12 protein-coding genes are annotated in these 14,656 nt (G+C 30.4%); 2 read left to right on the forward strand and 10 right to left on the reverse strand.

Annotated elements, in window-relative coordinates; translation table 11 throughout:
• Positions 1 to 67 precede the first annotated feature (67 nt).
• On the forward strand, positions 68 to 2,458 hold the full coding sequence (locus tag B3J31_RS02115) for an ABC transporter ATP-binding protein/permease (RefSeq protein WP_346868308.1): 2,391 nt from the start codon (positions 68 to 70) through the stop codon (positions 2,456 to 2,458).
• Positions 2,459 to 2,724: 266 nt separating this feature from the next.
• Here the strand turns inward: B3J31_RS02115 and B3J31_RS02120 are convergent, their stop codons facing one another.
• Complete coding sequence (locus B3J31_RS02120; RefSeq protein WP_346868307.1) at positions 2,725 to 3,543, reverse strand: DegV family protein; 819 nt, start codon at positions 3,541 to 3,543, stop codon at positions 2,725 to 2,727.
• Positions 3,544 to 3,757: 214 nt separating this feature from the next.
• Complete coding sequence (locus B3J31_RS02125) at positions 3,758 to 4,219, reverse strand: NUDIX domain-containing protein (protein ID WP_150845834.1); 462 nt, start codon at positions 4,217 to 4,219, stop codon at positions 3,758 to 3,760.
• A gap of 156 nt (positions 4,220 to 4,375) precedes the next feature.
• Between B3J31_RS02125 and B3J31_RS02130 the strand changes: the two genes are divergently transcribed.
• Entirely contained in the window at positions 4,376 to 7,351 is a 2,976-nt protein-coding gene (locus tag B3J31_RS02130) for a DEAD/DEAH box helicase (RefSeq protein ID WP_346868306.1), read from the forward strand.
• Positions 7,352 to 7,397: 46 nt separating this feature from the next.
• On the opposite strand, the gene B3J31_RS02135 is transcribed toward B3J31_RS02130, so the two are convergent.
• The 8 genes from B3J31_RS02135 to B3J31_RS02170 form a co-directional block, all read right to left on the reverse strand.
• Positions 7,398 to 7,781, reverse strand: a complete 384-nt coding sequence (locus tag B3J31_RS02135) for an NUDIX domain-containing protein (protein ID WP_150845836.1) — start codon at positions 7,779 to 7,781, stop codon at positions 7,398 to 7,400.
• Positions 7,782 to 7,876: 95 nt separating this feature from the next.
• Positions 7,877 to 8,128 carry a hypothetical protein gene (locus B3J31_RS02140; RefSeq protein WP_035131257.1) on the reverse strand — a complete coding sequence of 84 codons (252 nt, stop codon included), beginning with the start codon at positions 8,126 to 8,128 and terminating at the stop codon, positions 7,877 to 7,879.
• Positions 8,129 to 8,350: 222 nt separating this feature from the next.
• Entirely contained in the window at positions 8,351 to 9,826 is a 1,476-nt protein-coding gene (locus tag B3J31_RS02145) for a protein adenylyltransferase SelO (RefSeq protein ID WP_346868305.1), read from the reverse strand.
• Between the two features lie 256 nt (positions 9,827 to 10,082).
• Positions 10,083 to 10,514 carry a fasciclin domain-containing protein gene (locus B3J31_RS02150; RefSeq protein WP_414632084.1) on the reverse strand — a complete coding sequence of 144 codons (432 nt, stop codon included), beginning with the start codon at positions 10,512 to 10,514 and terminating at the stop codon, positions 10,083 to 10,085.
• A 318-nt stretch (positions 10,515 to 10,832) separates the two neighbouring features.
• Entirely contained in the window at positions 10,833 to 11,900 is a 1,068-nt protein-coding gene (locus tag B3J31_RS02155) for an ABC transporter permease (RefSeq protein WP_150845840.1), read from the reverse strand.
• Complete coding sequence (locus tag B3J31_RS02160) at positions 11,891 to 12,985, reverse strand: ABC transporter permease (RefSeq protein ID WP_150845841.1); 1,095 nt, start codon at positions 12,983 to 12,985, stop codon at positions 11,891 to 11,893. The genes B3J31_RS02155 and B3J31_RS02160 overlap by 10 nt, the downstream gene beginning before the upstream one ends.
• A gap of 11 nt (positions 12,986 to 12,996) precedes the next feature.
• The gene (locus B3J31_RS02165; RefSeq protein WP_150845842.1) at positions 12,997 to 13,932 is read right to left on the reverse strand and encodes an ATP-binding cassette domain-containing protein; all 936 of its coding nucleotides are present in this window, start codon (positions 13,930 to 13,932) and stop codon (positions 12,997 to 12,999) included.
• A gap of 85 nt (positions 13,933 to 14,017) precedes the next feature.
• Positions 14,018 to 14,656, reverse strand: a complete 639-nt coding sequence (locus B3J31_RS02170) for a response regulator (RefSeq protein ID WP_150845843.1) — start codon at positions 14,654 to 14,656, stop codon at positions 14,018 to 14,020.

Consider the following 14,656-nt stretch of genomic DNA (forward strand, 5'->3'; position numbering starts at 1 on the left):
ATCGCAATCAAGCCAACTCATATTACGATTTTACAATTAGAAAAGTTAATCGTAAAGGAGGAGCATAATGTTACAATTAAAAAACATATTTAAAAGTTATACTACAGGCGAATTTACTCAAGTTGCATTAGATGGAATAAGCCTAAAATTTAGAAAATCTGAATTTGTTGCAATTCTTGGACCAAGTGGCTCTGGAAAAACAACATGTTTAAATGTTATAGGTGGTCTTGACCAATATGATGAAGGTGATTTAATTATCAATGGTAAATCTACAAAAAATTTTAAAGACTCAGATTGGGATGCCTATAGAAATAATAGTGTTGGATTTATTTTTCAAAGTTATAACCTAATTTCTCACTTAAGTATAGTAGATAATGTAGAAATGGGAATGACCCTTAGTGGAGTTTCAAATACAGAGAAGCACAAGAAAGCTCTTGAGGTATTAGAAAAGGTTGGCCTAAAGGACCATGTTCACAAAAAACCAAACCAATTATCAGGAGGACAAATGCAAAGAGTTGCTATAGCTCGAGCTCTAGCTAATGACCCTGATATAATTTTAGCAGATGAACCTACTGGTGCTTTGGACACTCATACAAGTATTCAGATTATGGAGCTTATTAAAGAAATTTCAAAGGATAAACTTGTTGTTATGGTAACTCATAATCCAGAGTTAGCTAATGAATATGCTGATAGAATTGTTGAATTTAGAGATGGTGAGATAAAATCTGATAGCAATCCATTTTATGATGACTTAGATACTTCTGATTATAAACTTAAGAAAACAAGTATGAGTTTCTTTACTGCTTTAAAACTATCTGGCAAAAACATATCTACAAAGAAATGGAGAACAGCACTTACTGCTTTTGCCTCAAGTATAGGTATAATTGGTATTGCCTTAATACTTTCATTATCAAATGGATTCGATAAACAAATTGGAGAATTTGAAAATAGTACATTATCTGGTTTTCCAATAATGATTAATCAAAAAACCGCCGAAGTTGATATGGATGCAATGAGAGAGCAACACAAAGAAGCAGTGAGTAATTCCGTAAATGAAAATCAATTTCCAGATGTGGATTACATTTATCCTTATGACCCTAGTAAAAATAGTATTGAACACACAAATGTATTTACTGATGAATACATAGAGTATATTGAAAATATTGATTCATCTCTGCTTTCTGGAATGTCCTATACAAGACTTGTTAATATGAATCTTTTAAAATCTGATGGAAAAACTGCAACTCCAGTAAATACATCTCTAATTAACTTTTCATCATATCCCAATAGTCTAAATTTAGATACTAAAGGATACCTTGAAAGCAATTATGATTTATTAGCTGGGTCATATCCTAAAGAAAAAACAGATCTTATTCTTATTGTCGATAGCTATAACAGACTTGACAACTCTATGCTAGAAGCTTTGGGTATAGATTCTAAATCAGATACTGTAAGTTTTGATGATATTATAAACAAGGAATTTAAATTAGCTTTAAATGATGATTACTACAAACAGATGGGCAATATATTTACAATAAACGGTACTCCAGACAATCTTATAGATATTTATAATAACGATAATGCTATTACTCTTAAAATTGCTGGTATAGTTCGTTCTAGCAAAAATTCAAAGCTAGAAATTCTTTCACCTGGACTTTCATATTCAGATGAATTATCACAATATTTTATTGATAATGCTAAAAACTCTAAAATTGTTAAAGCACAGCAAGATACTAATTATAATGTATTAACTGGAAAGCCTTTTGGAGATGCCACAGCTGGAACTAGTATGCCTACTAATCCAATGGCTGCAATGTCACCAATGGGAGGAGCTAGTAGTAGTACTCCTAATGTTACTAAAGATGACGTACTTTCTCAATTAGGTGCTACTTCTACCCCATTTGCTATAACCCTTTACCCTAAAGATTTTACTACCAAGGATAGGGTACTTAATTACTTAAATTCATGGAATGATGGAAATGCTGTTGAAGACTCTATAATATATACAGATTTAGCAGCTACATTCACAAAATTATCTGGCGGTATTATGGATTCAATAACCCTTGTTTTAATTGCCTTTGCCGCAATATCACTTGTTGTATCCCTTATTATGATTGGGATAATAACATACATTTCTGTATTAGAAAGAACAAAGGAAATTGGTGTATTGAGAGCATTAGGTGCAAGGAAGAAAGATATAACCCGTGTATTCAATGCTGAAACATTCATAATAGGTTCTTGTTCAGGATTACTTGGAATATTAATATCATACTTATTAACATTTCCAATAAATAGCGTTCTTAAGAATTTAACAGACCTTGAAGGTGTAGCAAAACTTAATCCAGTTCATGCTATAATACTTATAATTATAAGTGTTTCTTTAACATTGCTGGGTGGTGCTATTCCAGCAAAAATGGCTGCACGAAAAAATCCTGTAGAATCATTACGTACAGAATAGTATATAAATATATTTTTCCTCCTGGAGGATCATTTATTATTTTCTTATCCAACCCAGAAACTCCAAATGAACTTGCTCAAGGTAGAGTCGCATTTGAATGGTGGGAAGAAAAAATAAAGTAAATCCTACTAATAATTAATAATATTTCTAATGTACTATTATTCCTATGAATAATAATGAATAAGGCAATATAATTGTAGTGGATACCTTTCTCTAATAAAGTAAGGCTCTATAAAATTAAAAAATTAATTTTATAGAGCCTAATTTTATTTAGAAGTAATCTTTTCAAATCCTGCTATTCCAATAGCTCCTGGGCCACTATGAGATGTAATTACGCATCCTGCTTGAATCCATATAATCTTTCTAAATCCCTCTTCTTTAGCAATTCCCTCCATGTTATGTTTTATAGATTCATCAAGACCCAAAGTATAAATAAGATATAATTGTTCTTTATCAAAATTATATCTCTTAATATATTCTTTCATATACTTATCAGCAACACTACCCATTTTTCCATGAAGCTTTTGTGTAGAAATTAACTTTCCATCTATAATTTCAATGAGGGGTTTTATTTGTAGTAAAGTCCCTCCCAAGTATGCAGCATTGGATACACGCCCTCCAGCTCTCAGATATGCTAGATCACCAGGGATAAAAGATACCCTAGCTCTTGCCACGTAATCCTGAATTTCTTCAATTAAATTAGTTATCATTATATCTGGATGTTTTTCTATGATTTCAGCTGCTTTTAAAACAATTGATCCTTGACCACCAGTGACATTTAAAGAATCAACATGATAAATATCTTCCATTCCTTCTGAAGCAATAAGCGCATTTTGGTAAGCACAAGAGGCTTTAGATGTATATCCAATATGAAGAATAATACAACCTGGATTTGTTGCTGAAGTTGATGGTATTTTTTTAGTTTTTTTATAATAATCATAGACTTCTGTTACAGGTATTGAACCATCTAAATAAGATGAGTCTCCCATTATCACGTGCATGGGGATAACCTGAATATTATGTAATGTGGCTAAATCTAATGGAATATCTGCTCCACTCTCTGCTAAAATAATTATTTTTTTCACAAGTTTACCTCCATAAAATTCATAACATTTTTCATTTGTATAATTGACTGAAAAAGCTTTGCTAAATTTCTAAGATAAGGTTCTATTAATAATTTACTCGCATATTCTCAGAAACTCTACTAAGAACTTAGATACTTATATTTTACACACAATAATCCAGAAACATTCAAAATAAGCGAAACATAAAATCTTAAATCTTATAATTGACTTATATTTATTTTAGCATATGCTCCCAATGAGATTTTTGTTGATTCTCTGTAATAAAATACTCATTAAGTCTATCCTCTAACATTATTTTAACCATCCTATCAAATCCATGGGCAAGATTTAATAAATGAAGTTTATCTATATCATGCCAAAATACATGCCCTTCTTCACCATGCTCTATTAAATCTCCCTGGTATGAATGAGTTTTAAAAAGAAAAACCATATACCTTTTATTATCTTCTGCCCTATACCAATCTTTAACACCGCAAATTTCTAAATTATTTACTACTAGGCCAGTTTCCTCATTAACTTCTCTGATGGCTGAATCTACAATAGACTCACCCTTTTCTACATGTCCCCCTGGAAAAGCTATGCCAGTCCAATTTCCTTTAATACGGTTCTGAACAAGAACTTTATTATTTAATTTATCCATTATCATAACCATATTTGTTAGTTCTACATTCTCCATATATTACACCTCTTAAGTACAATTACATTTTGTAAATCCTATTTAAATACATTATATCACTATATAGTAAAATCCCTATCATATAATTATGTTATAATATAAGAATTAATGAAATTATTTACACTTTAACTATGATAATTTAAATGTGAGGTAAATATGAGTACTATAACTAAAACAGATATAGTTAATACACCAGTAAGTATTAACTTTAAGACTATTGATATGGATACAAATGATAAAAATATAATTAAAGATGAGATTATTAAAGCTAGTGAAACTGGTTTAGTAAATAGCTTAATCCATTCAAATTTAGCTTTAACACCAAAGTTAATAGTAAATGACTATTCAAAAGGTAGCAAGGTTTTAAATGAAATAACCTCTGAATTAACTAAATGTAAAGAGTTTTTTATTTCCGTTGCCTTTATTACAAGTAGTGGCATAACCCCCTTACTAGAAACCTTGAAATACTTAAATAAAAAAGGCGTTAAGGGTAAAATTTTAACTACAGATTATCTGAATTTCAGTGAGCCTAAAGCATTAAGGAAGCTACTTGAATTTTCAAATATTGAAATTAAGTTATATAGCAAAGAAAACTTTCATACTAAAGGATATATATTTAAATATGAAGATCATTATAAATTAATTGTAGGAAGTTCGAATTTAACTCAATCAGCATTAACAAAAAATAAGGAATGGAATTTAAAAATTTCCTCTTTAGAGGCAGGTTCCTTAACTGAAAATGTAATTGATGAATTTCAGGAGCTTTGGAAGGATGCTGATGACTTAACTTTAAATTGGATAGAAACCTATGAAGATATTTATAAAAAGCAAATTGAATACGCAAGAAAAAGTAACGTTCCAAGACTAGCACAATATAAGCTTAAACCAAATAAAATGCAGGTAGCTGCTATTCAAGGATTAAATAAGCTCAGGGCAAACGGTGCAGATAAGGCTCTCTTAATTTCTGCTACTGGTACTGGAAAGACTTATCTATCTGCTTTTGAGTTAAGAAATTATAATACTAAAAAAGCTCTATTTATAGTACATAGAGAACAAATAGCCAATCAAGGTTTAAATAGCTTTCAAAATGTATTTGGTGATACTCGAAGCATGGGAATTCTCTCTGGAAGCCGAAAGGAAATTAATAAAGACTTTATCTTTTGTACAGTCCAAACACTATCAAAGGATGAGGTGCTTCAAAGTTTTAGCAAAGATGAATTTGATTATATTATCATCGATGAAGTTCATAAGGCAGGAGCTAATAGTTATCAAAAGATAGTTGAATATTTTAATCCTAAATTCTTACTTGGCATGACAGCTACCCCTGAAAGAAGTGATGACTTTGATATTTTTAAAATGTTTAACTACAACATTGCCTATGAAATACGTCTTCAACAGGCCTTAGAAGAAGATTTACTTTGTCCATTCCATTATTTTGGTGTATCTGATATTAGTGTAAATGGCGTGGAATTAGAAGAAAAATCAGACTTTAGAGCTTTAGTAGCTGAAGAAAGAGTTAATCATATCATTGATAAAATTAATTTTTATGGATATTGTGGTGAAAGAGTAAAGGGGTTAATATTCTGTAGTGATAAAAAGGAAGCCATTCAACTTTCAAATATATTTAATACTCGTGGTTATAAAACAGTAGCCTTAACTGGAGAAAATACTCAGGATGAAAGAGAAGCAGCAATTCAACGTTTAGAGCAAGAAGAATTAAATAACTCTCTAGATTATATTTTCACAGTTGATATATTTAATGAAGGTGTAGATATACCTGCTGTTAATCAAGTTGTTATGTTAAGGCCAACTAAGTCAGCTATAATTTTCGTTCAACAATTAGGTAGAGGTCTTAGAAAACATAAATTTAAAGAATATGTTGTTATTATAGATTTTATAGGAAACTATAGCAGCAATTTTTTAATTCCCATTGCCTTATCTGGAGATAGAACCTTTAACAAGGACTCCATTAGAAAATATGTTATGGAAGGAACAAGGATAATACCTGGTTGCTCCACTATTAATTTTGATGAAATATCTAAAAAGAAAATATTTGAATCCATTGATAAAGCTAACTTTAATGATATTAAGCTAATTAAAGAAAATTACAATAATCTTAAGCAAAAGATTGGTAGAATACCAAGTTTAACAGATTTTGATACTTATGAATCTATTGACCCTTTAAGAATATTTGATAATAAAAGCCTGGGTTCATATTATAAATTCTTAAAAAAATATGAGAAGGACTATTATATAGAGCTTAATGAGTCTGAAGAATTATTTATTGAATTCATATCTAAAAAGCTAGCTTCCGGTAAAAGAATTCATGAACTGCTTATGCTTAAGCTTGCTATTAACCATGAAACTAATCTAATTCATAGACTAAAAAAAGAGCTAAAAGATGATTATAATATAGATTTTAAAGCTACCACTGAAACCAATGTAGTTAACGTTCTTACAAATGAATTTCCCACTGGCTCTGGTAAAAAAACTTATGAAAAGTGTGTTTTCTTAGAAGCGTGGGATTCTGATTATAGAATTTCTAAATCCTTTAAGAACCATCTTGAAAATAGGAATTTTAAATATATAGTTGAGGAGTTAATCCATTTTGGTATGGAAAGATATATGAAATTCTACAGTAAAAGTTATATGAATACTAGTTTTCAGTTATATCAAAAATATACCTATGAGGATGTTTGTAGATTACTTCAGTGGGAAAAAGGTGAAGTTGCACTTAACATTGGTGGATATAAATTTGATAAGACCACTAAAACCTACCCTGTATTTATAAACTATGAGAAATCTGAAGATATTACTGATACTATTAACTATGAAGATAGATTTCTATCTCCATCTCAGTTAATTGCTATATCAAAGTCAGGTAGAACAATAACTTCTGATGATATTGTACAAGCTTATAGAGCTGAAGAAACCGGTGTTGAAATGAGCTTATTCCTGAGAAAAAATAAGGATGATAAAATTTCAAAAGAATTTTACTTCCTTGGAAAAATTAAAGCTGTAGGAATACCTGTCCAATTCATTATGAAAAACACTAATAAAACTGCTGTGGAAATTAAATATCAATTAATTACACCTGTAAGAGAAGATATTTATGAATATATTACTTCATAAAGTAAAAGGACTTAGCAAAGTAATTTAATTTGCTAAGTCCCTTTTCTTACATATTCTTCAGAGCATCAATAACTAAAACATCCGCTGGAATCCACTTTTCACCGTCTAATTCATGAAAGGTAATCCACTTAGCATCATTATGAGCATTTAGATTTAATTTCCCACCAGAAATTTGGCAAATAAAACAATGCATAATAAGATGGAAACTATGATAATCATATTCTACTGTGGTTAAAAAACTTGATATTTTTATATCTAATTCTAATTCTTCCTTTATCTCACGAATAAGTGCTTCTTCTTTTGATTCACCAATTTCTATTTTCCCTCCAGGAAATTCCCACATATCAACAAAGTCACCGTATCCTCTACGTGTAATAAATATTCTATCATTATGTTTTATTACTGCTGCTACTACTTCTATTGTCTTCATATGTTCCCCCTCTTTTACTATGCTTTTTGTAAATACTAATCTACTTTTATTATATAATTAAGTTCATCTATTTTTCTATACTGTAGTTGATAAAGCTAATTCAATTTGTTGTTTATTTTAGTTAATTCAATATATATTTTCTTTATAGCTTGACCAATGATTAGTAAAAATGGTGCTATTATTATTAATATATTTGAAACTCCTACAATTTCAGTCCTGAATATACTAAACCATGAATTAGTTGGCACAGCTATAAAATTTAGCAATATTATTAAACCTAATAGTACAATGATAAATATTCTACCTCCCCATAAAAGTATATCTGAGCAAATCTTTAAGTATTTCATAATACCCTCCACCTATAATTAATTTCCTCTTTACAATTTATTTTAATTTTATAATATATTGTATAATACATTATATCATTCTGGTATAATAATTAGTTTGAAACATAAAATTAATAAGCACATGATTAATATTTATTTTTGTTAATCATGTGCTTTAGTGTAATCAATCTATTTAATTCTTTCATAAAATAAAATCAAATACTATAATAAATTAAGTTTATATTAAGTTCCACAGTAGGTTCGGTATGGGCACGTTGATGTTTCTGGTAATGTAGTGTAATAATCCAGTTCTCTAGAGTGATCATATGGTTTTGAGAGAGCATCTAATAGTCTTTCCATGACCCTATAATCTCCTTGATTTACTGCAGCTTCTAGTGCTTCTTCTACCCTATGGTTACGTGGAATTACCGCTGGATTACTTCTTTCCATAAGCTCCTTTGAGGAAATTTCCGATTCTTCTTGTCTCGTTAATCTCTCCTGCCATCGCTTATACCATTTATCAAATTCCTCTTTGCCAAAGAGTACATTATCCTCTATCTTTCCACTAGTTAATACACGGAAGGTGTTGGTATAATCTGCACCATGCTTTTTCATAGTACTTAAAAGTTCCTCAATTAAAGCTTCATCAGCAACTTCTTCATTAAAAATTCCAAGTTTTGCTCTCATTCCTCTAATCCAATTATTTTTATATAAATCAGCAAAATGTGAAACTTCTTTTTGTGCTAGCCTTAATGCCTCATTCTCATCAGTGTGTAACAATGGTAACAGAGTCTCCGCAAATCTGGCAAGATCCCATGCACCAATATTAGGTTGATTACCATAAGCATATCTACCCTGAATATCAATAGAACTAAATACAGTAGAAGGATCATAGGCATCCATAAAAGCACATGGCCCATAATCAATTGTTTCTCCACTAATTGTTACATTATCAGTATTCATTACACCATGAATAAACCCAACTAACTGCCATTTTGCAATAAGCTCAGCCTGCTTCCTAATTACTTGCTGAAGTAATAAAAGATATGGATTTTCTTTATCCTTTACCTGTTGAAAATGCCTTTGCAAAGTATAATCAGCTAAAGCTCTAACCTCTTCAATCGTACCCCATTTTGATGCGTATTGAAATGTACCAACACGAATATGACTAGCTGCTACACGAGTGAGAATTGCACCAGGTAACTCTGTTTCTCTCATTATTGACTCACCAGTTGTAACCACAGCTAAACTACGAGTAGTAGGAATACCTAGTGCATTCATTGCTTCACTTATGATATATTCCCTCAGCATTGGACCTAGTGATGCTTTTCCATCACCTCCTCGTGAATATGGAGTTCTACCTGAACCCTTAAGCTGAATATCAACTCTCTCACCTAAGGGAGTAATATGCTCACCTATGAGAACAGCTCTCCCATCACCTAACATGGTGAAATGGCCGAATTGATGTCCTGCATATGCCTGAGCAATAGGCATAGCTCCTTCTGGAATCTTATTTCCTGCAAGTATATCTACTCCATCAGTATTTTGTAGTTCCTCGGCATTCAATCCTAAAGATTTTATTAGCGGATAATTTAACATAACTAGTTTAGGTGATGGCACATGACTAGGTCTTTGCATTGCAAAAAATTTTTCTGGAAGTCTAGCATAACTGTTTTCCAAGTTGAATCCTGTATCTATTAATGCTTTTTTTTCTTTCATCCTGTCTCCTTTTCTTCTTCGTTTTATATAAATTATAGATATAAACTTCTATAATAACTACCCTCTTTTTAGTTTATACTTTTAATAATTATTTATTCTAATATGTTATTCATTAAATACTTATGTCTTTGTTTACTATTGAAATATCAAATTAAAGCTATCAATCTTAATATGAAATAAAAAGCAAAAAAGATGCTTCATCCTAAGATGATTAGCATCTTTTACCTTAATTTAAACTGTTTGTATATTCCATCTACTAAGGCATCATTACAGTATCAATTACGTGTATAACTCCATTTTTAGCCATAATATCAGTAATTATAACTTTCGCTCCATCAATAAATACTGAATCACCCTTAACCTCTATTTTAGCATTTTTTCCATTTGCCATGGTTATTTCCTTACCATTTAATTTGGCAACATCTGCAGCAGTAGCTTTACCTTTGAAAACATGATAAGTTAGAATATCTGTAAGCACATTTTTATTTTCTGGTCTTAATAGCTCATCAATTTTTCCTGCTGGAAGTTTTGAAAATGCGTCATCTGTAGGTGCAAACACTGTAAATGGACCTTCACTCTTTAGGGTATCCACTAATCCGGCTGCCTCTAAAGCTGCTGTTAAAGTTTTAAATCTGCCATCACTTGTAGCTATATCCACTATGTCCTTTGGTTCTGCCATTTCTTTCATGGTATCACTTTGAATATGTAAAATACTCTGTGCACTTGCCACTAAAGGCATTTGGATAATAAATACCATCATTGCTAACGCTACAATAATTTTAATTTTTCTTTTCATAATCATTCTCCTTTACTATTTGGGTTAGTGTAAAGTTTTTACACCCTCTTTTAAAATTTGTAACTTTTATTCCATATAAGTTTGCCCATTAAAAATCTAGATTATTCTAAATAAATATAAACGTACTTAATTAATATTTATCTCAAATAAATTCACAAAAAAAAATAGTAGCCCCAACCTAAATTGAAAGCTACTAATTTTAAATCCACATTATTCTTTAACAAACTCCCTGAGCCTAAAGCTACCTGCTGTAAATAACATAATAGACATTAAAAATATAATTAAGATAGGAACAATAATTTCCCCTGTATTTATTATTCTGAGTAGCCATGTAAATGGTGATATTACACTTATTCTACTTATTATTTCTGGAACATTATCAAAGCTATCTAACTCTGATCCAAAAATCCCCATACCAAAGGCAACTATTCCAAAAACAACTGTAGATAGACTTGCTAAGGTTACATTTCTAATCCATCTTGTTACTGCTACAATAATAGATGTTGTAACTAAACTACTTAGAAATATGATTAGTATTCCTTGAGGAATATTGTTGTTAGGAAGCTTTAATACAAGTGTTAAGATTATAAAAGCTGAGCAACTTAAAACTCCTTGAATTATAAAGGATGAAATAAATAAACTACCTAAAATAGTTATATCTGAATTACTAGTTGCTATGGTTCTTTTTAATACCTTTTGCTCTCTAAGTTTAATTATTTCTCCAGCAATAACGGAACCACCTATCATCATAAAATAACATAACATTAATACAGCCATCTTATAGTCTTCTTTACTGTCTACTTCTTCATCTACAATAACTGCAGTAGTAGAATTTGTGCTTAGCCCCTCACTTACTTCTTCCTCAACAACTCCAGATACATAGCTTGTTATAATATCTGCTGCCATTATTGAGCCACTAGCAGCCTCAGTCCTATAACACTTAATTTTAGGAAGCTCTCCATTATCTAATAAATCTTGAAAGTTATCTTCTATAACATAAATTGCTCCTAATTTATTTTCTCTAAGCAAATTAAAGTTATCTTCTATTTGACCCTCTAGTATACTTATGGAGTATTCTTCACTTAACCTTTCAATAACTTCAGTAGAGTGGTTTGAATTACTTTTATCTATAATTCCTATGCTTCCTGATCCGTGACTTAAACCTCCACCATTTATAACTAAAATCATAACAACAGGAAATAATAAGGTCATTAGTAACATAAATGGACTTTTTAATTGTCTTTTCATATTAATTAATACTAATCTTATTAAGCGCATACCTTTTTCCTCCCCTGAATTACTGCTTTAATTATTGCTGCAGAGTATATAATAATTGACATTGTAATTATAATTAATATCCATTTACCACAGCCTTTTAAATTTCCATTTAAATTATATAAATTAAATGCATTATTTAAATAATGTGTAGGTGTTAGCAACGCAATTTTATTCCCTTCACCTGAAAATATCTCTCCACTTATTAGGGGTAATGTAAATATTATAGTCCCTATTATTTTTCCATACTTAGGCCCAAATATAGTAGATATACTTTTAGACATAGATACTACTAGCATAGTTCCCATTAATATTAATAATATTAAATCTAAAATATTCCCTTTAAAACTTAATCCAGCTACTCTAAAGAAAATTATATATCCACTGATTATTATAAACACATATACTATTAAAGCTATAGTGTCATAAAAAAGATATTGTAATTTTGTAATAGGAGTTGCATTAATTCTTTTATCTAAATTTACGCTAATATCTGCATAACCACCTTGAATCATAGTAAATATCAGCATGGTAACTACAAATCCAATCATGGATGCTGATATCTTTTCATAGGGGTTATTGGTTTTTACAGTATCTATTGTAATATCTTCAACTATAGATGATTCCATAATTCTATTTAAATTCTCCATATCTCCACCAGCTATAGATACATATAAACTTTGATGATATCTATCTAATATTACCTTTAAAGTGTCAGTGGACATACCCATGCCTTCTACTTTTTTATTAATAATTATATCTCCCTTATTTAAAGATAAAACATTTTTCTCATATCCTTCTTTTATTACTAATTCCACATCTGGCTTTTTATCTACTATATTTACAACCTCTTTAAAATCATCACTGCCTAGAAGCTCTATAAGCTTTTTTGAATTTTCAGTGTTGTCTTCATCAACAATTTGAACATTTAACGCCTTAAGCTTTAATGGATTTTCATCATTCAAATTGTTAAAAAATGCCATAAAACATGCAAGTAAAATAGGAAATAAGATAAAATATGCTATGGTAACTACGCCATTTGCAAACATACCTTTAAGGGTAGTTTTTATATAATATAATGCCTTCATAGCTCTTCCCCCTAATCTCTTAAAGTTTTTCCTGTTAATGATAAAAATACATCTTCAAGCTTTGCCTCTTCATAACTAATCTTCTTTATATTAACAGTTTCTTTTTCTAATAATGAAAGCACACTAGCCAGCTTAAACTTTGAATCAATAGTTAAAGTAAGTACATTATCCTTATCTGATACCTTATCGATCCCCTCTAAATCCTTTAACTTCATTATTGTTTCTCCACTTATCTCTTGAGTTTCAATAATCACCTTATTGTTAGAGAAAACTGAAGCCTTAATCTCTTCTCTATCTCCATAGGATACTTCCTTGCCTAAATCAATTATAAATACTCTCTTGCAAAGCTCCTCGATTTCCTCCATATAATGGGAAGTATAAATTACTGTAGTACCCCAATCCTTACATATATTTTTTATGAAAGAAAATATATGATTTCTTGATTGCGGATCTACGCCAACGGTAGGCTCATCCAATATTAAAACCTTTGGATGGTGCAGAATTGATACTGCAATATTTAGTCTTCTTTTCATTCCACCTGAAAACTTCTTAACCTTTTGCTTTTTAGTTTCCTCTAATCCAGTTACTTTAAGGGCCTCTGCTATTCTTTCCTTCAAAAGTTTCCCCTTTAGTCCATATAAAGCTCCAAAGAACTCTAAATTATCATAGGCATTAAGGTCCTCCATTAGAGCTAACTCCTGTGGAACATATCCCATACATTCCTTTGCCTTAATTGGCTCCCTTAGAATATCATATCCACATATTTCAATAGTCCCACTATCTGGTGTTAATAAACTTGTCATAATATTTATTAAAGTTGACTTACCCGCTCCATTAGGTCCAATAAAGCCAAATATCTCCCCTTCTTTTACTTCATAACTAATATTATCTAAAACTAACTTATCATTAAATCTTTTACTAATGTTTTTTACTTCTATAATACTCATAAAATTACCCCCTAGACTTATCTTACTATTATAATAAGATACTTCCAGGGGGATAGCCATAACTTAAAGTCACTACATAAATGACTTAAGTCACTATTCCATTTTTAAAAGCAAAAATTGCAATCTGTGTCCTGTCTCTAAGCTTCAACTTTGATAGTATATTTGTAATATTATTTTTTATCGTTCCTTCTGATAAAAACAACTCTTCTGAAATCTCTTTATTAGTAAATCCTTTAGCTATTGCTTCTATTATTTTAAGCTCTTTCTCCAAAAGTCCATACTTATCTATATCACTTTTAATTACTCCATTACTTCCCATCATTTCTATGGCCACATCAGGATGAACTACCATATTACCTTTATAAGCCATTTTTATACCTTCATAAATTACATCATGGGAGCTATCCTTAAGCATATAACCAAAAGCCCCATACCTCATGGCTTCTCTTATATACTTCTTATCCTTAAAGGTAGTAAGAATTATAACCTTTATCTTTGTAAACTGTTCCTTAATAAGTCTTGTCCCCATAACCCCATCACAAGTTTTCATTCTTATATCCATAAGAACAACATCAACATCAGTGGTTTTGCAAACTTCCAAAGCCTTATAACCATTTTCAGCTATCCCAACAACTTCAATATCCTCATATACTGAAAGCATTACTTTCAAGCCTTCTCTTATTAACTTCTCATCATCTACAATTAAAAGTTTAATCTTCTCCAT

Source organism: Clostridium sp. UBA5988, assembly GCF_002435615.1.
Lineage (GTDB): Bacteria > Bacillota > Clostridia > Clostridiales > Clostridiaceae > Clostridium_J > Clostridium_J sulfidigenes.